This window comes from Ruegeria sp. CJ6 (assembly GCF_056536665.1).
The window spans coordinates 707,197-730,112 of the sequence record NZ_JBQFQB010000001.1 but is presented as its reverse complement, the minus strand read 5'-3'; the positions used below and the strand labels follow the sequence as shown (position 1 = coordinate 730,112).

The following is a 22,916-nucleotide window of genomic DNA, read 5'->3' as shown; positions in this document are numbered from 1 at the left end:
AGTGTTAGCGATAACGGAAACGGTTTACTTTTCGCCGCGTGCTGGTATGAGGCATGCAACCGTTGGCATCATTGGGACCCGTATCATGAGCACGATCATCGACATCCACGCACGCGAAATACTGGACAGCCGGGGCAACCCGACGGTCGAAGTGGACGTGATTCTGGAAGACGGCACCATGGGCCGCGCCGCTGTGCCTTCAGGGGCGTCGACCGGCGCCTACGAGGCGGTGGAAAAGCGCGATGGTGACAAATCTCGTTACATGGGCAAGGGCGTGCTGGAAGCGGTTGCTGCCGTTAACGGTGAGATCGCCGAAGAACTGGTGGGCTTTGACGCGACCGAGCAGGTGGCCATCGATCAGGCGATGATTGATCTCGACGGGACCGAGAACAAGGGCCGTCTGGGCGCGAACGCTATCCTGGGTGTCTCGCTGGCGACGGCCAAGGCGGCGGCGGATTTCACCACGCAGCCTCTGTATCGCTATGTTGGCGGTACTTCGGCGCGCGTTCTTCCGGTTCCGATGATGAACATCATCAACGGGGGTGAGCACGCCGATAATCCGATCGACATTCAGGAATTCATGATCATGCCGACCTCGGCCGCGAATATCCGCGAAGCCGTGCGCATGGGGTCGGAGGTGTTCCATACGCTCAAGCGCGAACTGTCGGCTGCCGGACTGGCCACCGGAGTGGGGGACGAAGGTGGTTTTGCCCCTAACATCGCTTCGACCCGTGAGGCACTGGATTTCATCCTGCAGGCGGTCGAAAAAGCGGGCTACAAACCCGGCGAAGAGATCCATCTGGCGCTGGACTGCGCCGCCACCGAATACTACCGCGACGGAAAATATGTTCTGTCGGGTGAAAACATCTCGCTGACCTCAGAGGAAAACGCTGAGTATCTGGCGACATTGGTCAAAGATTACCCAATTATCTCGATCGAAGACGGTATGTCCGAGGACGATTGGGATGGCTGGAAAGCGCTGACTGATGCCATCGGCAACGAAGTACAACTGGTCGGCGACGACCTGTTCGTAACCAACCCAGAGCGTCTGGCAGAGGGGATCGATCGTGGCTGTGCCAACTCGATGCTGGTCAAGGTGAACCAGATTGGATCACTGACCGAAACTCTGCGCGCCGTCGATATGGCCCACCGTGCACGGTATACCAACGTGATGTCGCATCGCTCGGGCGAGACCGAAGATGCCACCATTGCCGATTTGGCTGTGGCGACCAACTGCGGGCAGATCAAAACCGGCTCGTTGGCGCGGTCGGACCGGTTGGCCAAATACAACCAGCTGATCCGCATCGAGGAATCGCTGGGTGAGGTCGCAGAATACGCCGGCGCGTCGATCCTGAAGCGCTGAGTTTGGCGTACTTGGTAAAACCAGATCAGGCCCCGGTAGAACGCCGGGGCCATTTTTTTCTTTGAGTCATTACCGATCCGTCTAAGCTGGGCATCGAAGGCCAACATGGGAGAGGGCGATTTATGACAACATTCAAACGCATCGTTGGCGCTGGGGCGCTATTGATCCTGCCTCAGCTTGCAGGGGCTGATCGTCCGCCTCAGGCAGTGTGCCAGAAAATGGTGGAAGGCGATCCCAGCGGGCAGGTCACGATGGAGGAATGCCTGTGCACCTATAACGTCGCTAGCACGGTTTTGGACGATGACATCAAAGAATTATTGTTCGAGTCCTGGTACACCGGTGAGAACATAACTGAACAGTTGAATGCGCTGCCCAAACCCAAACGCGTGCCCCGGCAGTTCAAGACCATGGAGCAGACGTTCAATAAGAACTGCCGCTGATCGTTAAGCTAAACAAACATAAATGTCGTTATGTGTGAACTTGTTCCTATTGCGGCGCTGTGACTCCCGATAGTCTGCAAGCATTGCAGAAAGGGGGACGATATGTCTGCTTCAAAGGTCTTTCTCGTAATTTCAATGCTTTGCGCGGGGATGCTGGCCGCATGTTCAGAGCCTGGGACCTATCCGATCACAGGGATGCAGGTTTCGCAGGATGATCCGGTGCAGGAAATGGCAAATCCGGCGGTAATCTTCCGGGGGGAATCGCGCTAAAGCGATTTGCTCATCAGCATGTAGCGATCGCGCGGTTTAAAACCTGACCGCAGATATAGTTTCTGCGCGGTTTCGTTGGTCCGGTCGACCTCAAGATGCAGGGCGGTCAGACCGGCCTCGGCCAGCGCCTTGGGGAGATCATGCAGCACTTCGGTGGCGATACCGCGTCCGCGGACGGCGGGGCGGATGTAAATCTCATCTACAAAGGCATCCATGCCACCAAACTCGACCGACCAGCCGAAGGTGAGGATGACATAGCCCAGCGGCGCGCGGCCCGGACCGATCAGATATATGCACCCATGGGGTATTCCATCCAGCAGAGGGGCCAGCGCGTTGCGACGTTTCTCGTCATCCTGCGCGATGCCGGATTCCGAGTGAAACGCTGCGACCAGCGCCATCAGTCGGTCCAGATCGTCGGGGCGGGCAAGGCGGAGTGCGGCGGTCATAGGCGGGCAAGTCTTTCTGTGAGCAGGTCGAAGAAACCTTGGGCATCCACGTCACCCATGAACATGGCGTTTGGTGCGCGATCAGTGACCCGCCACCAGTCGGCCACTGTCATGCCCAACGTCAATTCTGATTGGGTTTCGATCTCAACATTGATGTGGCGGCCCGAGAACAACTCGGGTCGGATCAGATAGGCGGTGACGCAGGGGTCGTGCAGCGGTGCGCCCTCCGATCCGTATTTTTCCTTGTCGAAACGTTCGAAGAAATCGGTCATTTCTGCGACCGCATGACCAACCTTGCTGTCCAATGCCCGGAATGCATCGTTGCGATGGGGCGTGACCAGCGCGTCGTGGGTGACATCCAATGGCATTACGACGACATGAATGCCGGATTTAAACACAATATCAGCGGCTTCCGGGTCGACATAAATGTTGAATTCAGCTGCTGGTGTGATGTTTCCAACCTCAAAATACGCACCGCCCATCAGCACGATTTCCTGCACCCGGTTGATGATGTCGGGCGCTTTCTGGAACGCTGTGGCGATGTTCGTCAGCGGCCCCAGAGGGCAGAGCGTCACCGTGCCGGACTCATGTGCGCGTAGGGTATCGATGATAAAATCGACCGCGTGACCTTCGGCCAAAGTCATTTCAGGATCTGGCAAAACAGGGCCGTCGAGCCCTGTTTTACCATGCACATGCTCGGCGGTGACGAGCGGGCGTTTCAGGGGGCGATCGCATCCGGCGTAGACGGGGATTTCGGTGTGCCCCGCCAACTCGCACACGATGCGGGCGTTTTTGGCGGTCAGCTCCAAAGGCACGTTTCCAGCGACGGCGGTGATACCCAGAACCTCGATCTCTTCGGGGCTGGCAAGCGCCAGAAGAATGGCGACGGCGTCGTCCTGTCCGGGATCGGTGTCGATTATGATCTTGCGGGGCATTGTGGTCTCCGGGGCCGTGAAGGGCGGACACTCGCAAGTGTCGCGGGGCTTGTCCAGCGGTTTCAGGCCTCGCGTGCGGCATCCACCGGCGGGAGTTTGCCGTTGGCGCGGTGTTCCTCGATTTTCACCTGGTCCCACAGCGCGTCCATTTCGGCCAGATCACTTTGGGAGGGCGTTTTTCCGCGTTCGGCCAGCCGGGCTTCGACCTTCTCAAAACGACGAGTAAACTTGGCGTTTGTGCGGCGCAGGGCGGCCTCGGGTTCGATGCCTAAGTGGCGGCCGAGGTTGACAATCACGAACAGCAGATCGCCAAATTCATCCTCGAGCGCGTCGGCATCCATGCTGTCGCGCGCCTCTTCCAGCTCAGCGGCTTCCTCGGTGATCTTGGCGAGCACATGGCTGGCGTCAGGCCAGTCGAACCCTACGCGCGCGGCACGTTTCTGCAGCTTATGTGCGCGTAGCAAGGCGGGCAGGTTCGCGGCGACACCGTCTAGTGCACCTTTTTGTTCTTTGCCCGCGCGTTCGGCGGCTTTGATGGTTTCCCAGTCCTTTGTCTGTTGATCCGCCGACTTGTCTCGGGACTCATCACCGAAGACATGTGGGTGACGGGTAACCATCTTGTCCGACATGGTGCGCACCACGTCCTGAAAGGTAAAATGCCCAGCCTCTTCAGCCATTTGCGCGTGGAAGACGGATTGGAACAGCAGGTCGCCCAGCTCTCCCTTCAATTCGTCATAAGCCTCGCGTTCGATGGCATCGGCGACTTCATAGGCTTCTTCGATCGTGTAGGGGGCGATTGTGGAGAAATCTTGCTCGATATCCCACGGGCAGCCGGATTGAGGGTCGCGCAGACGACGCATGATTTCCAGCAAACGCTCGATACCCGCGTCCGTGTCGTGGATCAGAGGATTTTCGGCCATTGCGAACCCTTTCGTTCCGGTGTCAGATGCATCCATCCCGCAGTCAGGATCAGGAGTCCACCCCAGATGCCCGTCGTCAACCGAATTGCCGATTACGCCGCTGATATGGCCAAGTGGCGCCAGTACCTTCACACCATCCCCGAATTGGAATTCGAATGCTATGAGACCGCCGCCTTTGTGGCCGAGCGTCTGCGCGAGTTTGGGGTGGATGAACTGCATGAGGGAATCGCCAAAACCGGCATGGTCGCGATCATCAACGGGCAGGGCGAGGGACCGACTATTGGTCTGCGCGCTGACATGGATGCATTGCCGATTACCGAGGAAACGGGCGTGGACTACGCCTCGAAGAACCCCGGTAAGATGCATGCCTGCGGTCATGACGGGCACACAACCATGCTGCTGGGTGCTGCGCGCTATCTGGCCGAAACGCGGAATTTCGCGGGCCGCGTTGCGCTGATCTTTCAGCCTGCCGAGGAAGAGGGAGGCGGCGCGGGCGTGATGGTTGAAGAAGGCATCATGGATCGGTTCAATATCTCTCAGGTTTACGGCATCCATAACACTCCGGGCCGGCCCGAGGGGCTGTTCGAGACTACGCCGGGGCCGCTGATGGCCGCAGTAGATACTTTCGAGATCAATATTCAGGGCGTGGGCGGCCATGGGGCCATGCCGCATGAGACGCGCGACCCGGTGATGGCGGCTTGCGGGATGGCGCAGGCGATCCAAACTATCGTCAGCCGCAACCACTATGCGCTGGACGATCTGGTGGTGTCGGTGACGCAGATACACACCGGAACAGTGAATAACGTGATACCTGATACCGCTTATCTGAACGGCACCGTTCGCACCTTTGATCCGGCCGTACAAAGGATGGTCAAAGAGAGAATGGCGCAGATCGTGGCGGGGCAGGCGGCCTCGTTCGGTGTCGAGGCCAAACTGGACTATCAGGAGGGTTATCCCGCCACTATCAACGACGCCGACAAGGCGGCATTCGCGGCTGAAGTGGCGCGGGATGTATCCGGCGCGGAACGCGTGAAAGATGATGCTGGGCGTGAGATGGGGGCAGAGGATTTTTCCTACATGCTGCAGGCCCGACCCGGTGCTTACCTGTTCATGGGACAAGGAGATGGCGCGGGGCTGCACCATCCGAAATACAACTTCAATGACGACGTCGCGCCGATCGGAGCGTCCTTCTTCGCACGGATCGTCGAAAAGGCACAGCCGTTGGGCTGACAGGGAAAAGATATGGCACTGGAAGATGCAAAGAACCAGGTGGATGAGGCATTCACCAACCCCGATCTTAAGGGGCTGTCCTATGAAAACACCTTTGGCGGCGCGACCTCATTCCTGCGGCGGCTTTATACCAAAGACCTGACGGGTGCGGATATTGCTGTAACCGGCGTGCCTTTCGATCAGGCGGTGACAAATCGCCCCGGAACCCGTCTGGGGCCGCGCGCGATCCGTGAGGCGAGCGCGTTGCAATCCCCGGATGCACCCTATGGCTGGCCCTTTGACGCGCTCAGCGAGTTGGCGATCGTGGATTATGGAGATATGGCCTATGACTATGCCAATATCCCGGCCTTTCCCGACACGCTGACCGATCATATCCGTACCATTTTGGCGGCGGATGTGGCTTCGGTCACGCTGGGAGGGGACCACTATATCAGCTTCCCGATCCTTAAGGCCTATGCCGAGAAATATGGGCCAATGTCACTGCTGCAATTCGATGCGCATACGGACACCTGGGCCGATGACGACATGTCCCGCGTGGATCACGGGACGATGTTCTACAAGGCAGTGAAATCGGGGTTGGTTGATCCGAAACGCTCGGTTCAGGTGGGCATTCGCACTACAAACGAAGACACGTTGGGCGTCAACATCATCGACGCGCGCGAGGTTTACGAATCCGGCCCAGCCGCCGTGGCGCAGAAGATCAGGGGTATTCTGGGCGACAGCCCCGTGTACCTTAGCTTCGACATCGACGGTCTGGACCCTGCTTTTGCGCCCGGTACTGGCACGCCAGTCTGGGGCGGGCTGAGTTCGATTCAGGCGCAAATCATCCTGCGCGACATTGCCGGGATCAACCTCAAAGGTGGCGACGTGGTCGAGGTTTCTCCGCCCTATGACACCTCTGGTGCGACGGCGATTGCGGGGGCGCATGTGGCAACACAGATCATTTGCCTTTTGGGGTGGAACAAGCTGGTGAAGCCTTAACCTTTGGTTAGGCATAATCCCGGTATCTGCTTGGTGAGGCACCGGATCGGAGACATCACATGACCCAATACAACCAACCGATTGGCGGCAATGATCTGGCACGGTTTTCGGGGCCGAACACGTTTATGCGGTTGCCACAGGCGTCGTCGCTGGACGGGCTGGATGTGGCGATCCTGGGGGTTCCGATGGATATCGGCACTTCGTGGCGGTCGGGCACACGGTTCGGACCCAAGCAGATTCGCAGTGAAAGTGCGATGATCCGGCCCTATAACATGTCCAATGGCGCGGCGCCCTTCGACCATCTGCAGATCGCAGATATCGGCGATCTGGCGATCAACACTTTCTCGCTCGCCGATAGTCTTAAGATCATCAAGGAAAGCTATGACGGCATTTTGGCGCAAGGTGTTGTCCCAGTGGCGATGGGTGGGGATCACTCGATCACTTTGCCGATCCTGCGGGCGATGGCAGCCAAGCACGGGCCTGTGGCACTGTTGCACGTGGACGCCCATGCCGACGTGAATGATGAGATGTTCGGTGAAAAGGAAACCCACGGCACTGTCTTCCGCCGCGCCTATGAGGAAGGGCTGATTGTCCCTGACAAGACCTTTCAGATCGGCATTCGAGGCTCGGGTTACGCCGCCAGCGACTTTACCGAGGCACAGGGTTGGGGGTTTCGTCAGTACCCGGCGTGGGAGCTGTGGCAACAGAACCTGACCGAAATCGGCTCTTTGGTCCGTAAAACTGTTGACGATCAGCCGGTCTATATCACCTACGATATCGACAGCCTCGATCCGGCCTATGCACCCGGAACAGGCACGCCCGAGATCGCAGGTCTGACCACTCCGCAGGCGCTGCAGTTGATCCATGCGCTGGCAGGCATGAATGTGGTGGGCTGCGATCTGGTCGAAGTATCTCCACCCTATGATCCGTCGGGCAATACGGCACTGACCGCAGCCAATCTACTGTTCGAGATGCTGTGCATTCTGCCCGGAGTGACGTCACGATAGGGGTGCGACGCCATCCTCTGACCGAGTAAGCAGGGCATAGCGGGAATGAATGGGCAGATGAAAATGGTGCTGTGGCTTTTGATTGCGGTGGGCCTTGCAATGGGTGCCTATATCAGACTTGCGCCTTCAGATCCTGTGCGCTGGCATGTGGCCCCTGAAGACGCGGAACGAGACCTGAAGGGTGGTGTCGTTCGGGTCGTCGAAACCGGTCCTGATGGGCTGGCGCGTCTCGATAAAATTGCGCGCGCAACACCACGCACCAGTGTGTTGGCCGGATCGCTGGAAGAGGGCATGATCACCTATATCACCCGTACCAAGGTGTTCGGGTTTCCCGACTACACCACCGTGCAACAAGACGGCGATACGCTGCGTATCTATGCAAGATTAAGATTTGGCCGGAAAGATTTCGGCGTCAATCGGGACCGGGTCACCCAATGGCTTGCTTTGCTGCAACCCTGACGACAAACAGCCCTCTTGCACCTCGCGCCACATGGGCACGTTCAGCGACATCTGGCATTGAGCCATGAACATGCGGCCGTCGACCTGCAGGCATATCATCTCTCCCAACTCGATGCGGGTGCCGGATTTGTCGGTGCAATAGCAGTCTTGCACTTTGCCTCCGGGGCCAACAACATCGGCCATTCCGGGCGTCGCAATGAGTGTCAGGGCTAAGATCAGTCGCTTCATGGCCCAAGCCTAGCACAAGGCAGGGCCTTGACCAAAGCCTCTGGATGATAGACACCGCGCGGATGATCCCCGAAGAACGCCTTGAACAGATAACTCAGCGATTCCAATACCTCGAAGCGGCCATGGCGGATGGTGCCTCGGGCGGGGATATTGCAGCTTTGGCAAAGGAATATTCCGACCTCAAGCCGGTGGTCGATCAGATCATGGCGTGGCGTCAGCTGGTTTCTGATCTGGCCGAGGCCGAGGCAATGCTGTCCGACCCGGACATGAAAGAGCTGGCCGAAGAGGAAATTCCAGAACTGCAGGCGCGTATCCCCGAGGCGGAGCATGCCTTGCAGCTGGCGCTGTTGCCCAAAGACGCGGCTGATGCGCGCCCGGCAATGCTGGAAATACGCCCCGGCACCGGCGGGGATGAGGCCGCGCTGTTTGCCGGAGACTTGCTGCGCATGTATCAACGCTATGCCGAAGCGCGGGGCTGGCAGTTCGAGATCATCGAGGAACAAGCGTCTGATCTTGGTGGGATCAAAGAGGTGGTGGCACATATCAAGGGCGACAATGTCTTTGCGCGGATGAAGTACGAATCCGGCGTGCATCGCGTGCAGCGCGTGCCCGAAACCGAAAGCGGTGGGCGCATTCATACCTCGGCGGCGACGGTGGCGGTTTTGCCAGAGGCCGAGGATGTGGACATTCAGATCGATGCCAATGACATCCGTATTGACACGATGCGCAGCTCGGGCGCGGGGGGGCAGCACGTGAACACGACGGATTCGGCTGTGCGGATTACTCACTTGCCCAGCGGTATCGTGGTGACCAGTTCCGAGAAATCCCAGCACCGAAACCGTGAGATAGCGATGCAGGTGCTGAAAACGCGCCTTTATGATCTTGAACGGCAGCGGATCGACAGCGAACGCTCGGCGGATCGCGCCAGTCAGGTCGGTTCAGGTGACCGGTCGGAACGGATTAGGACGTATAACTTCCCGCAAGGCCGCATGACGGATCACCGCATTAACCTGACGCTTTATAAGCTGGATCAGGTGATGCAGGGCGATCTGGATGAGGTGATCGACGCGCTGACCGCAGATGATCAGGCTCGGCTTCTGGCCGAAATGGCGCAATGATTTCGGCGCTGACAGCCGCGCAGGCCATGGTCGCTGCAACCGCACGTTTGCGCGCAGCCGGTGTGCCTGATCCAGCGCGGGATGCGCGGGTGCTGCTGGCGCATGCGGCGCGGATCGAGGCCAGTCGGGTGACGCTGATCGCGCCCGAAGAGCTGCCGGTGGATATCGCGGAACGCTACGATCAATTGGTCTCGCTAAGGGCCATCCGAGTGCCGGTATCGCATCTGCTGGGCGAGCGTGAATTCTATGGTCGGCGGTTTCGGGTCAGTCGCGATGTGCTGGACCCGCGCCCGGAGACCGAAGCATTGATCGAGGCGGCGCTGAGCGAGCCGTTTGATCATGTACTCGATTTGGGTGTGGGCTCGGGCTGTATCCTGATCACCTTGCTGGCCGAGCGGGCGAGTGCCTCGGGCGTCGGCGCCGACCTCAGCGAAGCTGCCTGTCTGCAGGCCAGCGCCAATGCAGTACAGCATCAGGTGCAGGCGCGCGTCGAGATTCGGCAATCTGACTGGTTCGAAAACATTGAAGGTCAGTTCGATCTGATTGTTTCGAATCCGCCCTATATTTCAGCGGACGAGATGCACGCGCTTTCCCCTGAAGTGCGCGAGCATGAGCCGCGCATGGCGCTGACGGATGAGGGCGACGGTCTGGATGCCTATCGCCGTATTGCGGCGTCGGCCCCGGATTATCTGATGCCCGGCGGGCGTATCCTGGTTGAAATTGGCCCGACACAGGGCGCTTATGTTTCTGCCCTTTTTGATGCCGCTGGTTTGACCGGCGTAAAGGTGATCCCCGATCTGGACAGGCGTGATCGTGTTGTGGGGGCCAGAATGCCGCCTTCTAAGCGAAACTGAGGCCGAAAAATGCCGATTGATGTAAAAAAGCTGCGACATTTTCGAGAATCCCCTTGTCTGAACGCTCAGGACATGTTTACTCAGGATTAGTCGGCGAGGTTGACGCTGTTTCAGCGCACCCCTGACGCCAAGCCCAAAAAGTCGATAGCGCGTAACGGCACAAGCCACTGAGCAGCGTTAGATACGGGTTGATCGACAGTGAATTGATAAGGCTGACGTAAAGTAAGATGAGATCTTCCAAATCCCGCTCGCGGGCCAAGAACAACCGCAATCGTCCTTCTGGCGGAAACGTCGTAAACCGAGTTTTTGACAGCTCGGGCCCCGAAGGCAAGGTGCGTGGCACACCGCAGCAGATCATTGACAAATACAACCAATTGGCACGCGACGCTCAGCTGTCGAATGACCGCGTGGCAGCTGAGAACTTTCAGCAACACGCCGAGCACTATCTGCGCATGCTAAGCGAAGCGCAGCGCGAGATCGAAGCGCGCCGCGAAGAGCAAGAGCGTCAGAACCGCGAACGACAGGCCGAGCGTGATCGTGAACGCGCCGAGCGTCAGGAACGCGAAGCAGCCCGTCAGGCCGATCCGGCCGAGGCTCCGCAGCCGGACGTTGTGGATTTCGGGAATGAGGCGGCTGCGCCCGATACAGGGCTGGTCGAGACGCCGGAAAGCAAGGATGCCGAGCAACCCGAAGCGACCGAGCGTAAGGAAAAGCCGCGCCGCCCGCGCACCCGGAAGCCAAAGGCTGCCACCCCTGCGGCTGGGGATGCACCCGCTGACAAGGGCGACGCACCCGAGGCAGCTGAATAAGGGCTTTTCGATCATGAATTGAATGAAAACCCCGGGCAAAGGCCTGGGGTTTTTTCGTTCAGGGTTTGCGAATTTCGCGCGCGAGCGCGCAGAAGGCTTCGAGCGGGATCTGCTCGGCCCGGTCGGTGGGTTTGATTCCGGCTGCGATCAGGCGGTCCTCGATATCTGGCGCTGCCCCTTTCAGTGAGGCCCGCAGCATTTTGCGGCGCTGATTGAAGGCTGTGGCAACCACGCGCGACAGGGTTGCGGCGTCAGCGGGATAGCGGGGTTCGGGCAGGGCAGTCAGGTGAACCACGGCGCTTGAGACCTTGGGCGGTGGAGTGAAGGCTCCGGGTGGCAGGGACATCGCAATGCGCGCTTCGGCCCGCCATTGGGCAAGGATGGCGAGGCGGCCATAGGCCTTGTTGCCGGGTTGGGCCACGATCCGCTCGGCCACTTCACGTTGAAACATAAGGGTCAGGCTCTGCCAGAAGGGCGGCCATTCGAGCGGGGTGAGCCAGCGGACCAGAAGCTCGGTCCCGACATTGTAGGGCAGGTTGGCAGCCACCCGGATCGGAGGCGTCAGATGGGCCAGCGGCTCGATTTCCAGCGCGTCGCCGTTGATCACTTCCAGCTGGCCCGGATAGGCGGCGGCGATGTCGTTCAGGGCGGCGATGCAGCGGGTGTCCTTTTCCACGGCCACGACCTTGCGCGCGCCTTCGGACAGAAGCCCGCGAGTCAGACCTCCGGGGCCTGGGCCGATTTCAAGGACATCGCATTGAGTCAGATCACCCGCCTGCCGCGCGATCTTGGCGGTCAAGTTGAGGTCGAGCAGGAAGTTCTGGCCCAGCGACTTGCGGGCCGAAAGCTGGTGAGTTGCGATAACCTCGCGCAGCGGGGGGAGGGAGTCGATGGCGCTCATGTCTCTAGCGTTGTTCGGAATGGAGGGGGAGCGCCAGAGATTTTTTGCCTCCGGCGGAGGTATTTGGGGCCAGATGAAGCATTAGCGGGAGTGGCCCATTCGTTGGGCGAGTTTTAGGGCCTCGATCAGGCTGGTGGCGGTCGCGCGGCTTTGGCCCGCGATGTCCAGAGCAGTGCCGTGATCCGGCGAGGTCCGGACGAAGGGCAGGCCCAAGGTTACGTTCACACCGCTGTCGAAATCCAGTGTCTTGATCGGGATCAGGGCCTGGTCGTGATACATCGCAATCGCGGCATCATATCGCACGCGCGCCGCGGCGTGGAACATGGTGTCTGCCGGGTGGGGTCCGGTCACGGTGCAATCGACTGGATTGAGGTCTGCGATCAGTGGCGCGATCCAGTCAAGCTCTTCCGTACCCATTTTCCCGCCTTCGCCAGCGTGGGGGTTCAGCCCCGCGATGGCGATGCGAGGATGGTGGATACCGAATTGGGTGCGCAGGCCTTGGGCGGTGATCTCGATGGTTTCACGCAGCACTTCTGGGGTGAGTGCGCTTGGGACCTGGGAGAGCGGGATGTGGATGGTGGCCGGAACCACGCGGAGCTGTTCGCTGGCAAGCATCATTACCACGCGCGACCGGCCTGCCAAAGCAGCAAGAAATTCGGTATGGCCGGGGAAGGCAAAGCCCGCACCGTCGATCAGCGCCTTTTTGTGGATCGGCGCGGTACACAGTGCAGAGGCTGCGCCGGAACTCACCAGCTCAACACCCTTTTCAATAGAATCGATGACCGAAAGTGCGTTTGCTGGATCGGGGTGGCCGGGCGTGTTCGGGGCAGGAAAGTCGAAATGCAGCACCGGCAGAGCCGAGGCGCTGGCCGGTGTCGCCTCAGACGGGTCGGCGATCCGGGTAATGGGTGTTCTATCGGGCAAATGTGATGCGTCGCCGATGTAGAAGAACGGACAGGTATCGCGCAGGGCTGCCCAAGCTTTGGCTGCGATTTCGGGTCCGATCCCGGCGGGCTCACCACAGCTTAGCGCGATTGGGGCGATCATTGTTCGATGATGACAGCGTCGGCCCTCAGCTGTTCCAGCAGGCTGTTTGCAAGGGCCTGCAACCGCTGCTGGGTCAGTGCGTTTGCCACGTCCACACGGGTGGTGTCTTCGCCCAGGTTGCGGGTGCGATTGCACAGCATCAGGAACATCAGCGTCTGCCCGTTGTTGCGCGTCAGCGTGGCCGATGCCTCATTTGGATCAAGCTTGGCCAGCTCAAGCGCTACGTCGCGTGGAATCGCCGAGGGGCTTTGGGTAAGGCGTTCCAGCACGTCGGGCGATTGATCTTTGGCGATGCCGTAGAGGTCATCGCAGGTGTCGATCTCTTCCTTGAGCTTTTCGGCTTTCGCAAGCGTTTCGGCGCTGCGGCCACCGGGAAGGTAGTAGATCGCGTAGTCGATCTCGGAATAGGTTGGGGCACCAGCGGCAACTTCGCGGATACCGCGCATCTGGAACAGAGCAACGGCGTTCGGGAGCGACAGTGGGTCGGTGATCTCACCGTTTTTCAAGCCCAGAATGACGGGTTGCAGGGCCGGAGGCAGGTTGTTGAGCGACAGCCAATCCAGTCGCCCGCCATTCTCGCGTGTGGCAGCGGCAGAGTATTGCGTAGCAGCCGAAGAAAAGCTGTCTTGATCGGGAAGTTGTGAGATTTCATCGGCCAGGGCTTCAGCCTGCGCCAGGGTCTGCGGTGTTACCGGAATGATAATCTCGGACAACAGAATCTGCAGGCCGCCGCCGCCACCCTGACCCAGTGCACGGTTGATCTCATCTTCCGAGGGACGAGCCTGCGACAGAAAGCGGGTACTGACAAAGTCGCGCCAGGACAGTTGATCGGCAACAAAATCCCTGACGGTTTCCTTTGATACGCCCGCATCGTTGAGCAGCTGCAGAAACTCTTCGCTGCTGAGGTTGCCGCGCGAGGCGAATTCATCAATCCCGGTCTGGATATCTTCGGGCGCGGCTTCGATGCCGGCATCGCGCATCGCCTGTTTGCGCAGACGATCCTCAATCAGGGCTTCGCGGACTTCACGCTCGGAACTGCCCGGAACGCCGAGCAGTTCGAGAAACTGCTGACGTTGTTGAAGTTCATACCAGGTGACGATGTCCTGATTGACCCGGATTGCAGGCGAGAACAGGCTTTGAGCCTGGACCTGTGGTGTGGCCATTGCAACAAGCGCGGCAGCCAGCACCGGCAGCACCGATCTACGGCAGCCAGAGCGGAGAGATTTTGTGAAACCTGAGATCAACTGCATCTTCTCTTAAACTTCTGTCCATCGCCTTCGACGGAATACCCTGTCAGGGCAACGGTAAAGCCGAATTCTGTCGAAGGCTCAATACTTGATGTGGAGGTAAAGCGTCTGTTGACGTTCACATTTACCTGCACACACTCATTTTCGTAGGTCACGCCGAACCCAAGGCGGAGTGGTTCGGATTCGCTGAAATCATAGCGTGCGCTGGCAAGGGTTAGCCAATTTTGGTCTACGCGGTAGCGGCCACCGACCCGTAGTTCCGAGATTTCATCATTATTTGCTTCAGCAGGATCAGGTTCGAGCCAGATGTACCCGCCGGAGATTGCCGTATCTCCATTAGACCAGCCTGCACGAATTTCAGCTTTGGTAAAACTGAAATCGCTGTTTAAAAGCCCACGCGCGGCCAATGTCAGCCCCTTGCCGTTATTCAATTGCCCGGCAAGCAGAATGTCGGACTTGGTACCCTGCAGCCCCGATGTGAGCGTGAAATCCGGATCCGCATCGGACCGGAAGACCTGTCCGATTGTCGCCAGCGCCCGCCAGCCGTCAGCATTGTACCGAGACCAGTTCAGGCCCACAACGGCGGTTGCACCGTCTTCGCGGCGGTCGGGGGCCGGAAAGCGCGAAAGGGACAAAAGATTGCCCTGATCGAGTTCCTGAAAGGTACTTTCATCGTTGGGAACGTCATTGTTCGAAACATGCGTCCAACCAATTTGCGCGATTGGCTCAAGGATTTGTGTTGCACCGGACTGCTCGCGGCGCAGCATGGGGTAGCGCAGGGTAAAAGCTGCGCGCGGGGTCGAGCGGGTTACATTGTTCGGAAACTCGCTGTCATTGCGGATATTGAACGTATCCACTGACGCGCCCACCAATGCCTCTGCACGTAATCCGGTCGCAAAGGTCCAGTTGCGCAGCCATTCCGCATCGAATGTTGCCCTGGCGACGTCGCGACCAATAATATCTTCGTCACTGGTTCGCGTGTGGGTGTGACCATCGAGGCTTAGTTCAACTTCACCCCCTAAGGTGCTGGGGAAGAACCGCTTTCGATAGTTGATGTCGAAGACACGCGATGGGATTTCATCCTGATTTTCGCTATCCCGAAGGGACTTGTAGTGGATGAAGCTGGTTCTGAATGCCGTATCACGCTTGATCCGCTCAAGTGCAATTTCGCTACGCAGGCGGTCAAAATCGGGCAAGCCGTAATCTGCCAGATACGAGTCATCCGAAGTTGTTTTGATATCGAATGTCAGCCGGTAGTCATTTCCAAGACCGAACCGGCCATCGGCGAAGAAATACCCCCGGTCTTGACCGGGCTGCAGGTCGTCGCGTGTATAAGAGCCTCGCAGCCGAATGCGCCCGCGTTTGAATGCCTGCCGGTAACGAAACCCAAGTGTGCGGGTCTTGGACGACAGATAGGGCGTCAGAGTCAGGTCCTTGTGATCTCCGATCTTGAAGAAATACGGCACCTGAACTCCAGTGCCCAGTTGCGAAGTGGTGCGGATCGACGGCACGAGAAAGCCGGTCGCCCGCTCAAGTGTCGGGTCGGGTAGGCGTAGCGTGGGAAAGTAGAAGACCGGGACATCGAGTATTCGGAACTGTGCGCCTTCGAAATAGAGCTGCCGTTCAAGCTGGTCATGGGTCACTTTCCGGGCGCGAATTTGCCAGATCGGGGGTCTGCCATTCGCGCAGACATGACAAGAGGTTGCAGCGACCTTGCTGAATTGCGTATAGCGACCTGCCGCACGGGTGGCCTGGACTGAGGCGATCTGCACTTGCTGGTCAAAGACCATGCGCGCGCCCATCAGAAGTCCATTCTGTATCCCGCTGTCCAACTGCGCGGAATCGGCCAGCAATGTGCTGTTCCCGCCTTGATCGATCCGGATTGGGCCGGTCAGGGTCAGCTCGCCGGTTTCGCGATCATAGGTGACGCTTTGCGCTGTCAGTTTGACGTCGCCTTGGAAGGCCTCGACATTCCCCTCTGCGACCAGTTTGCGATCCGGGGTAATGAATATCTCATCGGCCACCAGTAGGGCGGGTTGATTCTGTTCAGTCGCGTCAGCCTCGCTGGCGGCACCTTCTGGTTCGGACTGTGCGGCAACTGCTGCAGGCAGCGAGAGGATCAGTGCGCTCGACAGCAACAAAGACAGGACGGAGCGCATCAGCCATCCTCCGCATGGAGCAACAGGCCCAGAGACAGTAGAATGCCCGCAAAGGGTGGGGCCCAAGCCGAGACCAGAATAGGTAATTGCCCGTTTTCGCCAAGGATTTGGGCGAAATTCCGGATGAAGTAGATACCGAACCCCAGCAATACGGCGGTCAGCACGGCGATGCCGGTGCCGCCGAACCGGACATGGCGCATTGTGAAGGCGGCCCCGATCAGAACCATCGAAACCAGAAACAGGGGTCGCGCAAGTTGTACCTGCAGCCAGACCTCATATTGCTTGGTTGAAAATCCCGCTTCGCCCAGATCACGAATCAACTGGGGCAGATCATAGACCGAAACCGAATCCTTTTGCCCAAGAGTGTCCAGAATCCGGTCTCTGGTCAGCGTTGTGGGGAGGTTCAGGATCTCATGGCTGGTGGCATTTGCTTCGGGATTGAGGTCGTCCTGAATGGGCCAGATTTTGGCCTGATGCAAGGTCCAGAATCCATCCTCCAGATCAGCTTGCTGGGCCGAGATTTGCTGGTTCGGCTTGCCGTCGGATGAGAACGTTGTGATGGTCACGTTCTGCAGGGCAAACCGGTCGCCATTGACAGTGCCGGTTGCGTGAATCACCGACTGACCGTTGGCAGAGCTCTGGCGCAACCACAACCCCTCGCGGCTGATGGACAGGGCTGAACCACCCTGGTTGCGATAACCATCAGACAAGCGTTGGAACTCTTCCGACGTCGCGGCCGCGATGGGATTCAGCATAGTAACAGCAAGTGCGCCGATGGTCAGCGCAAGCAACACGGGCGCCAGCAGGGCTCGGATACCGGATCTCCCGATTGCGCGGGTCACCACCAGTTCGGAGCTGCGGGCGAGGCCGACAAACAGCGCGATGGTGGCCAGGATCATCAGCAGGGGCAACATCTCGCTGATCGCGGCCGGTGCGTTCAGCAACGTCAGTTGCAGCAACTGGCCAAAGGATAGGTCAACACCATCGAACCGCCGCACCTGTTCGATCAGATCGATCAGGATCATCAAGGTCAGAAAAATACCGCCGATTACAAGAAAGCTTTGAATAAAGCGGCGGGCAAAATAGCGGTCGAGGATCACTTGGGCATCCCCGTCAAACCCCGGCATCCAAGAATCACAATCGGGCATGGAATCATGCGCGACGGCCTGTAACTGCCGATTGGTGTCACGTTCTCTCCCCCGAGCCTGCCGTTATTTTCGCGCGACCATAATGCAATTGCCCGGCGGGGAAAACTGCTATCTGGTCAACGGTGGCTGCGCGGGCTAGGTCTTGGGCAACGCATTTTTTAGGAGAATGATATGAGCAGTCTTGTGCCCGTCCGATTCACCCCCTTTGACCTTGATGCGATAGCGCAAACCGAAGGGCGCGTGGCCATACTCATTCCCGCCGATGGCAAGATGAGCCCCGCCGCGCGTCGAGCCAATCGCCTGACCAAAGGCGCGGTTGCGCGGCTGGTCGAAAGCGAGCGGTTCAGCAAGGTCAAATCGGGTAATGTTATTTCGCTGGCCTGGCCTGCCGGAATGGTGGCCGAGGCGCTGGATATTCTGGTGTTGCCGCGCCGTCCCGACGCGGACGAGGCACGCAAGGCCGGGGCCAATCTGGCGAAAGCTGCAGCGGGCAAACCCGTGCTGGTCATGGCCGCCAATCACGCGCGTATCGAAGAGGTAGCCTTGGGCATGGTACTGAGGGCCTACGATTTCGATGTCCACAAATCCAAGGACTCAGACCCGGCGGGTGAAATCACCATCGGTCACTCAAAGCCGGAGGAGGCCGAAGCTGACTTTGCGCCGCTCTATGCCGTCGCAGACGGTGTGCGCATGACACGAGACCTGACAAATGAACCCGCGAATGTGCTGACGACAACTGAGTTCGCGGACAGGTTGGTCGAGATGGAATCGCTGGGCCTGAAGGTCGAGGTTCTGGAAGAGGACAAGCTGGCCGAACTGGGCATGCGTACGCTGCTGAGCGTCGGGCAGGGCTCGGTCAGCCCCTCGAAAGTTGTGGTGATGCAATGGGACGGCGGCGACAAGGATGACGCGCCGCTGGCCTTGGTCGGCAAGGGCGTCGTGTTCGATACCGGCGGTATCTCGCTTAAGCCGGCCGGAGGCATGGAAGACATGACCATGGACATGGGCGGCGCGGGTGTTGTTGCCGGAACCATGCGAGCGTTGGCCAAGCGCAACGCCAAAGCCAATGTCGTGGGGCTGGTCGGGTTGGTCGAAAACATGCCCTCGGGCAATGCCTCTCGCCCGGGCGATGTGGTCACTTCGATGAAAGGCGACACTGTCGAGATCATCAACACCGATGCCGAGGGTCGTTTGGTTCTGTGTGACGTCATGTGGTACGCGCAGGATCGGTTCCAGCCGGTGGGCATGATCGATCTGGCCACACTGACGGGCGCGGTCATCATTGGTCTTGGGCATGAGAATGCCGGTGTGTTTTCAAACAATGACACCTTCTGCGACGCCTTCCTGAAGTCGGCCAAGGCCGAGGACGAGGGCGCATGGCGGCTGCCCTTGGGTGAAGGCTACGACAAACAACTTAAATCGCGCATTGCGGATATGAAGAACGTGGGCGGGCGGCCCGCAGGTTCGATCACCGCAGCGCAGTTCCTGCAGCGTTTCGTCAAGGAAGAGACGCCGTGGATTCACTTGGATATCGCAGGTGTGGCCTCTGTCTCTTCCGAGACCTCTTATGCGCCGAAAGGGGCCACGGGCTGGGGCGTCCGCGCGCTAAGCCGGTTCGTGCAGGACAATTTCGAGTAAGCGCATGGGTGCCGTCTATTTCTACCACCTGACCCGCCAGCCGTTAGAGCACACATTGCCTGTGCTGCTCGACAAGGCACGACAGGCCGGGTGGCGGATTGCCGTGCGGGGAATCGACCCTGCGCGGATGGACTGGCTGGATGAGAAGTTGTGGCTGGGACCTGAGGACGGGTTCCTGCCGCATGGCCGCGAAGGTGGCCCGCACGACGCGTCACAGCCCGTTCTGCTGACGACCGGCCAAGGGGCAGCAAATGGCGCGACCTGTGTAATGGCTGTCGATGGGGCAACGGTTGAGGCGGAGGAAGTTTCGACCATGGAGCGTGTCTGCATTCTGTTCGACGGGAATGATCCGGAGGCGGTTCAACATGCGCGCGGGCAGTGGAAGGCTCTGACCGGGGCGGGGTGTTCGGCACAGTATTGGTCCGAGGAATCCGGACGATGGGAGAAAAAGGCCGAGGCTTGATCGGCCACAAATATATTTTAGGAGATTTCAAATGGATATGAAGCCTTTGGGCCGCACCGGGATCATGGTGTCGGATTTATGTCTTGGGACAATGACCTTTGGTACTCAGACCTCGGAAACTGAGGCGCACCGCCAGATGGACATGGCGCTTGCGGGTGGGATCAACTTTGTCGACGCGGCTGAGATGTATCCGGTGAACCCGATCTCGGCAGAGACGGTCGGGCGGACCGAGGAAATAATTGGCAATTGGAATGCCGCCAATCGTTCGCGTCGAGGGGACTATGTGCTGGCCACGAAACACTCCGGTGAAGGGTTCGTGCATGCGCGCAATGGCGCCCCAATCTCGAAAGAGACCATACCTGAGGCGATAGAGGGTTCACTGCGTCGTCTACAGACTGATTGCATAGATCTCTATCAGTTCCACTGGCCAAATCGTGGCAGCTACATGTTCCGACAGAACTGGGACTATGCGCCCTTGGGTCACAACCGTGACGAGATTATGGACGAGATGCGCGAAAGCCTGATCGCTCTGCAGGCGCAGGTGGACAAGGGCAATATCCGTGCCTTTGGTCTGTCGAATGAAAGCGCTTGGGGTACCGCTCAGTGGTTGCGGGCGTCGGATGAGGTTAGTGGACCTCGGGTCGCGTCGATCCAGAACGAGTATTCTTTGCTCTGCCGGTTATTCGATACCGACCTGGCTGAATTGTGTCTTCTGGAAGATGTCGGGTTGCTGTCCTTTTCGCCTTTGGCTGCGGGTTTCCTGACCGGGAAATATCAAGGCGGGGCTATTCCAGAAGGGTCGCGCATGGCGCTAGTGCCGAATATGGGCGGACGCAAAACGGATCGCGTGTATGATGCCGTGGCTGCTTATCTAGAAATCGCGCAGCGACACGGGTTGGACCCCGTGCACATGTCCTTGGCGTGGTGTTGCAGCCGGCCGTTTATGGGATCGACCATTTTCGGCGCGACGACTGTGGCGCAGCTAGAACATATTCTGGCGGGTAAGGATTTGAAGCTGTCGTCCGAAGTGATGGCCGAGATCAGTGCGGCGCATCGGGCGTTTCCGATGCCATATTGAAGGGATGGGGGCTCTGCCCCCGTCGCCTTTGGCGACTCCCCCGAGGTATTTTAGGCCAGATGAAGCTGGATCGTGTCAGTGATGGGTGGGTTGCGTACGGTCTTGCCTGAGGTCGCGAGCCGTGAGGCCGTGGGCGGTTCGGAAAGCGCGGGCGAAGCTGGATTGCGAGGCGAAGCCGGTGGCCAGAGCCACGTCCATCAGCGGCAGGTCGGTATCGGTAACCAGACGGCGGGCCTCGGCCAGTCTGAGTTGCAGGTAGTGATCCTGTGGAGTTGTATTCAGGCGCAGGCGGAACTGCTGCTGCAGGGTGCGCGTACTAGTGCCGAGTCTATCGGCGATGTGCGCAAGGGACAGCGGGTCGTCCAGTGAGGATTCCATCAATGAGTTGGCTTTGGCTGTGAGCGCGGTGTGACGGTGCGGCGCACCGGTGCGGCTTTGTGGTTTTGAGGGCTGAGACGCACCTTCATAGAGGAATAGCCCGGACACGCGGGCGGCAAAGCCCGCGCCATGACGTGCAGCAATAATATGGAGCATCATATCGATCGCCGGGACGGCGCCGCCAGAGGTTAGGCGTGTATCGGAGACGGTAAATCGGTCAGGGCGCACATCGACATTGGGAAAGCGCGCAGCGAAGTTCTCCAAATCCTCCCAATGGGTCGTCGCCGCGTGACCGTCGAGCAATCCAGCCTCAGCCAGTAACCAGGGGCCGCCATCTATCCCGGCGATTGTTGCACCGGTGGCCGCGATCCTGCGGAGCCCGGCGAGCAGGCTGGGCGTCGCATGACGGGCCAATTGGAATCCGGCAACTACGATCAACAGATCGCAGCCCTGCAACCGGGCCAGGGGAATGCCCTGCACATTCAGAGCGCTGGTCAGCAATGCGGGTTCTGCGGTTGCCGTGACGTAGTCCCAATCAAAAGCGGGCCGATCCGCTAGTCGGTTGGCAGCACGCATCGGATCGACGGCGGCCGCGAAGCTGAGTGTGTTGCATTCGTCCAGCACCAGCACCGCCGTTTTCAGGGCGCGATGTTCGGGCTGCAGTATGTTTTTTGCGGATTTCATCAAGTCTGATTCGCATTTTGCTAAGTGGTTCCCTCAAGGCTGCGTCAGAGTTGGCGTTGACGCAAATCGGAATCCGGGGAGAAGCCTGGGGAAAACCCACGGTAAAACCGGGTATAAGCTGGGGATAACGCCATGCCTTTGGAAATGAACCGCGAAGTCTTTATCACCTGTGCCGTCACCGGCTCGGGCGGGACACAGGATCGCAGCCCACATGTGCCGCGTTCGCCGAAGCAGATTGCCGATAGTGCAATTGCTGCAGCGAAAGCCGGTGCGGCCGTGGTGCACTGCCATGTGCGCGACCCCGAGACCGGTGCGCCTTCACGCGATCTGGCGCTGTACCGTGAAGTCACGGACCGCATTCGCGATGCCGAAGTAGACGCGGTTCTGAACCTGACGGCGGGCATGGGCGGAGATATGGTGTTTGGAGGTGTCGAGAACCCTCTGCCGCTGGCTGAGGTTGGAACAGATCTGGTTGGTGCCACTGAACGTGTTGCACATGTAGCGGAGTGCTTGCCTGAAATCTGTACTCTGGATTGTGGCACGATGAACTTTGCCGAGGCCGACTATGTGATGACCAATACGCCCGGCGCCCTGCGGGCGATGGGGCAGATGATGACCGATCTGGGTGTGAAGCCCGAGATCGAGGCCTTCGACACCGGCCATCTGTGGTTCGCCAAGCAGCTGGTGAAAGAGGGTGTTCTGGAACCGAACGCTCTGGTCCAGCTATGTATGGGGGTGCCGTGGGGGGCTCCGGATGATCTCAACACCTTTATGGCGATGGTGAACAATGTGCCGGAGGACTGGACGTTCAGCGCGTTTTCGCTGGGGCGCAATGAGATGGCGTATGTCGCGGCCTCGGTTCTGGCGGGCGGCAATGTGCGCGTCGGGCTGGAGGACAACCTGTGGCTGGAAAAGGGTGTTCTGGCCGAAAACTGGCAGTTGGTCGAGCGTGCTGGCAGCATCATCGAAAACATGGGCGCGCGGGTGATCGGGCCGCAGGAAGTACGTGAGAAGCTGGGGCTTACCAAGCGGGCTCCGGTTGCGAAGTAGTCGCGGATTGGGGGCCAGCCCCCAAACCCCCGAGATATTTTTGGCCAGATGAAGAGGCGGATC

24 protein-coding genes are annotated in these 22,916 nt (G+C 59.1%); 14 read left to right on the top strand and 10 right to left on the bottom strand.

Annotation, left to right across the window (positions count from 1 at the left end; translation table 11 throughout):
- Positions 1–85: 85 nt before the first annotated feature.
- The 3 genes from eno to ACR0BT_RS03685 all read left to right on the top strand — a co-directional run bounded on the left by eno (position 86) and on the right by ACR0BT_RS03685 (position 2,073).
- Positions 86–1,363, top strand: a complete 1,278-nt coding sequence (gene eno / locus ACR0BT_RS03695) for a phosphopyruvate hydratase (RefSeq protein WP_480762553.1) — start codon at positions 86–88, stop codon at positions 1,361–1,363.
- A gap of 122 nt (positions 1,364–1,485) precedes the next feature.
- Positions 1,486–1,803, top strand: coding sequence for a hypothetical protein (locus ACR0BT_RS03690; RefSeq protein ID WP_170396729.1), 318 nt, complete (start codon positions 1,486–1,488; stop codon positions 1,801–1,803).
- Between the two features lie 102 nt (positions 1,804–1,905).
- Complete coding sequence (locus ACR0BT_RS03685) at positions 1,906–2,073, top strand: hypothetical protein (protein WP_170396730.1); 168 nt, start codon at positions 1,906–1,908, stop codon at positions 2,071–2,073.
- On the opposite strand, the gene ACR0BT_RS03680 is transcribed toward ACR0BT_RS03685, so the two are convergent.
- The 3 genes from ACR0BT_RS03680 to mazG form a co-directional block, all read right to left on the bottom strand.
- Positions 2,070–2,519 (bottom strand): GNAT family N-acetyltransferase, encoded by a 450-nt coding sequence (locus ACR0BT_RS03680; RefSeq protein WP_170422057.1) that lies wholly within the window; start codon positions 2,517–2,519, stop codon positions 2,070–2,072. The genes ACR0BT_RS03685 and ACR0BT_RS03680 overlap by 4 nt on opposite strands.
- A complete protein-coding gene (locus ACR0BT_RS03675) occupies positions 2,516–3,454 on the bottom strand; it encodes a nucleoside hydrolase (protein ID WP_480762552.1) in 939 nt (312 codons plus the stop codon). The genes ACR0BT_RS03680 and ACR0BT_RS03675 overlap by 4 nt, the downstream gene beginning before the upstream one ends.
- 62 nt (positions 3,455–3,516) lie before the next feature.
- Positions 3,517–4,374 (bottom strand): nucleoside triphosphate pyrophosphohydrolase, encoded by an 858-nt coding sequence (mazG, locus tag ACR0BT_RS03670; RefSeq protein ID WP_480762551.1) that lies wholly within the window; start codon positions 4,372–4,374, stop codon positions 3,517–3,519.
- 66 nt (positions 4,375–4,440) lie between these two features.
- Between mazG and ACR0BT_RS03665 the strand changes: the two genes are divergently transcribed.
- Genes ACR0BT_RS03665 through ACR0BT_RS03650 form a run of 4 tightly spaced genes read left to right on the top strand, consistent with a single transcriptional unit; the run spans position 4,441 to position 8,051 of the window.
- Entirely contained in the window at positions 4,441–5,604 is a 1,164-nt protein-coding gene (locus ACR0BT_RS03665; protein WP_480762550.1) for a M20 aminoacylase family protein, read from the top strand.
- 12 nt (positions 5,605–5,616) lie between these two features.
- Positions 5,617–6,585, top strand: coding sequence for an agmatinase (gene speB, locus ACR0BT_RS03660; protein WP_480762549.1), 969 nt, complete (start codon positions 5,617–5,619; stop codon positions 6,583–6,585).
- Between the two features lie 59 nt (positions 6,586–6,644).
- On the top strand, positions 6,645–7,592 hold the full coding sequence (speB, locus tag ACR0BT_RS03655) for an agmatinase (RefSeq protein ID WP_480762548.1): 948 nt from the start codon (positions 6,645–6,647) through the stop codon (positions 7,590–7,592).
- A 45-nt stretch (positions 7,593–7,637) separates the two neighbouring features.
- Complete coding sequence (locus ACR0BT_RS03650; RefSeq protein ID WP_480438606.1) at positions 7,638–8,051, top strand: DUF1499 domain-containing protein; 414 nt, start codon at positions 7,638–7,640, stop codon at positions 8,049–8,051.
- Here ACR0BT_RS03650 and ACR0BT_RS03645 read toward each other — a convergent pair.
- On the bottom strand, positions 7,977–8,279 hold the full coding sequence (locus ACR0BT_RS03645; RefSeq protein WP_170509520.1) for a hypothetical protein: 303 nt from the start codon (positions 8,277–8,279) through the stop codon (positions 7,977–7,979). The two genes, ACR0BT_RS03650 and ACR0BT_RS03645, sit on opposite strands and share 75 nt — an antisense overlap.
- Positions 8,280–8,341: 62 nt before the next feature.
- Between ACR0BT_RS03645 and prfA the strand changes: the two genes are divergently transcribed.
- The 3 genes from prfA to ACR0BT_RS03630 all read left to right on the top strand — a co-directional run bounded on the left by prfA (position 8,342) and on the right by ACR0BT_RS03630 (position 11,060).
- A complete protein-coding gene (gene prfA / locus ACR0BT_RS03640; protein ID WP_170396981.1) occupies positions 8,342–9,397 on the top strand; it encodes a peptide chain release factor 1 in 1,056 nt (351 codons plus the stop codon).
- Entirely contained in the window at positions 9,394–10,251 is an 858-nt protein-coding gene (gene prmC, locus ACR0BT_RS03635; RefSeq protein ID WP_480762547.1) for a peptide chain release factor N(5)-glutamine methyltransferase, read from the top strand. Before prfA ends, prmC begins: the two co-directional genes overlap by 4 nt.
- Before the next feature lie 227 nt (positions 10,252–10,478).
- Complete coding sequence (locus ACR0BT_RS03630) at positions 10,479–11,060, top strand: DUF4167 domain-containing protein (protein ID WP_170626829.1); 582 nt, start codon at positions 10,479–10,481, stop codon at positions 11,058–11,060.
- A 58-nt stretch (positions 11,061–11,118) separates the two neighbouring features.
- On the opposite strand, the gene rsmA is transcribed toward ACR0BT_RS03630, so the two are convergent.
- From rsmA to lptG, 5 genes are all read right to left on the bottom strand, one after another.
- The gene (rsmA, locus tag ACR0BT_RS03625; RefSeq protein WP_480762546.1) at positions 11,119–11,961 is read right to left on the bottom strand and encodes a 16S rRNA (adenine(1518)-N(6)/adenine(1519)-N(6))-dimethyltransferase RsmA; all 843 of its coding nucleotides are present in this window, start codon (positions 11,959–11,961) and stop codon (positions 11,119–11,121) included.
- Between the two features lie 81 nt (positions 11,962–12,042).
- On the bottom strand, positions 12,043–13,008 hold the full coding sequence (pdxA, locus tag ACR0BT_RS03620) for a 4-hydroxythreonine-4-phosphate dehydrogenase PdxA (protein ID WP_480762545.1): 966 nt from the start codon (positions 13,006–13,008) through the stop codon (positions 12,043–12,045).
- On the bottom strand, positions 13,005–14,258 hold the full coding sequence (locus tag ACR0BT_RS03615) for a peptidylprolyl isomerase (protein ID WP_480762544.1): 1,254 nt from the start codon (positions 14,256–14,258) through the stop codon (positions 13,005–13,007). Before ACR0BT_RS03615 ends, pdxA begins: the two co-directional genes overlap by 4 nt.
- Positions 14,249–16,414, bottom strand: a complete 2,166-nt coding sequence (locus ACR0BT_RS03610; protein WP_170406233.1) for an LPS assembly protein LptD — start codon at positions 16,412–16,414, stop codon at positions 14,249–14,251. Before ACR0BT_RS03610 ends, ACR0BT_RS03615 begins: the two co-directional genes overlap by 10 nt.
- Entirely contained in the window at positions 16,414–17,514 is a 1,101-nt protein-coding gene (lptG, locus tag ACR0BT_RS03605; RefSeq protein WP_480561838.1) for an LPS export ABC transporter permease LptG, read from the bottom strand. The genes ACR0BT_RS03610 and lptG overlap by 1 nt, the downstream gene beginning before the upstream one ends.
- 219 nt (positions 17,515–17,733) lie before the next feature.
- Here lptG and ACR0BT_RS03600 point away from each other — a divergent pair, with 219 nt between their 5' ends.
- The 3 genes from ACR0BT_RS03600 to ACR0BT_RS03590 are packed head-to-tail and all read left to right on the top strand — an operon-like array spanning position 17,734 to position 20,741.
- Positions 17,734–19,200, top strand: coding sequence for a leucyl aminopeptidase (locus ACR0BT_RS03600; protein ID WP_480762543.1), 1,467 nt, complete (start codon positions 17,734–17,736; stop codon positions 19,198–19,200).
- A 4-nt stretch (positions 19,201–19,204) separates the two neighbouring features.
- Positions 19,205–19,663 carry a DNA polymerase III subunit chi gene (locus tag ACR0BT_RS03595; protein WP_480762542.1) on the top strand — a complete coding sequence of 153 codons (459 nt, stop codon included), beginning with the start codon at positions 19,205–19,207 and terminating at the stop codon, positions 19,661–19,663.
- 31 nt (positions 19,664–19,694) lie between these two features.
- A complete protein-coding gene (locus tag ACR0BT_RS03590; RefSeq protein ID WP_170636199.1) occupies positions 19,695–20,741 on the top strand; it encodes an aldo/keto reductase in 1,047 nt (348 codons plus the stop codon).
- Between the two features lie 75 nt (positions 20,742–20,816).
- Here the strand turns inward: ACR0BT_RS03590 and ACR0BT_RS03585 are convergent, their stop codons facing one another.
- A complete protein-coding gene (locus ACR0BT_RS03585; protein WP_170396763.1) occupies positions 20,817–21,803 on the bottom strand; it encodes a GlxA family transcriptional regulator in 987 nt (328 codons plus the stop codon).
- 132 nt (positions 21,804–21,935) lie between these two features.
- On the opposite strand from ACR0BT_RS03585, the gene bcoG reads away from it, so the two are divergent.
- Positions 21,936–22,853, top strand: a complete 918-nt coding sequence (gene bcoG, locus ACR0BT_RS03580; protein WP_480762541.1) for a 3-dehydrocarnitine:acetyl-CoA trimethylamine transferase BcoG — start codon at positions 21,936–21,938, stop codon at positions 22,851–22,853.
- The last annotated feature ends 63 nt before the right edge of the window (positions 22,854–22,916 follow it).

Coding starts and splice junctions, on each gene's coding strand:
- eno (WP_480762553.1), top strand. CDS start 86: ATGAGCACGATCATCGACATCCACGCACGCGAAATACTGGACAGCCGG.
- ACR0BT_RS03690 (WP_170396729.1), top strand. CDS start 1,486: ATGACAACATTCAAACGCATCGTTGGCGCTGGGGCGCTATTGATCCTG.
- ACR0BT_RS03685 (WP_170396730.1), top strand. CDS start 1,906: ATGTCTGCTTCAAAGGTCTTTCTCGTAATTTCAATGCTTTGCGCGGGG.
- ACR0BT_RS03680 (WP_170422057.1), bottom strand. CDS start 2,519: ATGACCGCCGCACTCCGCCTTGCCCGCCCCGACGATCTGGACCGACTG.
- ACR0BT_RS03675 (WP_480762552.1), bottom strand. CDS start 3,454: ATGCCCCGCAAGATCATAATCGACACCGATCCCGGACAGGACGACGCC.
- mazG (WP_480762551.1), bottom strand. CDS start 4,374: ATGGCCGAAAATCCTCTGATCCACGACACGGACGCGGGTATCGAGCGT.
- ACR0BT_RS03665 (WP_480762550.1), top strand. CDS start 4,441: ATGCCCGTCGTCAACCGAATTGCCGATTACGCCGCTGATATGGCCAAG.
- speB (WP_480762549.1), top strand. CDS start 5,617: ATGGCACTGGAAGATGCAAAGAACCAGGTGGATGAGGCATTCACCAAC.
- speB (WP_480762548.1), top strand. CDS start 6,645: ATGACCCAATACAACCAACCGATTGGCGGCAATGATCTGGCACGGTTT.
- ACR0BT_RS03650 (WP_480438606.1), top strand. CDS start 7,638: ATGAATGGGCAGATGAAAATGGTGCTGTGGCTTTTGATTGCGGTGGGC.
- ACR0BT_RS03645 (WP_170509520.1), bottom strand. CDS start 8,279: ATGAAGCGACTGATCTTAGCCCTGACACTCATTGCGACGCCCGGAATG.
- prfA (WP_170396981.1), top strand. CDS start 8,342: ATGATCCCCGAAGAACGCCTTGAACAGATAACTCAGCGATTCCAATAC.
- prmC (WP_480762547.1), top strand. CDS start 9,394: ATGATTTCGGCGCTGACAGCCGCGCAGGCCATGGTCGCTGCAACCGCA.
- ACR0BT_RS03630 (WP_170626829.1), top strand. CDS start 10,479: ATGAGATCTTCCAAATCCCGCTCGCGGGCCAAGAACAACCGCAATCGT.
- rsmA (WP_480762546.1), bottom strand. CDS start 11,961: ATGAGCGCCATCGACTCCCTCCCCCCGCTGCGCGAGGTTATCGCAACT.
- pdxA (WP_480762545.1), bottom strand. CDS start 13,008: ATGATCGCCCCAATCGCGCTAAGCTGTGGTGAGCCCGCCGGGATCGGA.
- ACR0BT_RS03615 (WP_480762544.1), bottom strand. CDS start 14,258: ATGCAGTTGATCTCAGGTTTCACAAAATCTCTCCGCTCTGGCTGCCGT.
- ACR0BT_RS03610 (WP_170406233.1), bottom strand. CDS start 16,414: ATGCGCTCCGTCCTGTCTTTGTTGCTGTCGAGCGCACTGATCCTCTCG.
- ACR0BT_RS03600 (WP_480762543.1), top strand. CDS start 17,734: ATGAGCAGTCTTGTGCCCGTCCGATTCACCCCCTTTGACCTTGATGCG.
- ACR0BT_RS03595 (WP_480762542.1), top strand. CDS start 19,205: ATGGGTGCCGTCTATTTCTACCACCTGACCCGCCAGCCGTTAGAGCAC.
- ACR0BT_RS03590 (WP_170636199.1), top strand. CDS start 19,695: ATGGATATGAAGCCTTTGGGCCGCACCGGGATCATGGTGTCGGATTTA.
- ACR0BT_RS03585 (WP_170396763.1), bottom strand. CDS start 21,803: ATGAAATCCGCAAAAAACATACTGCAGCCCGAACATCGCGCCCTGAAA.
- bcoG (WP_480762541.1), top strand. CDS start 21,936: ATGCCTTTGGAAATGAACCGCGAAGTCTTTATCACCTGTGCCGTCACC.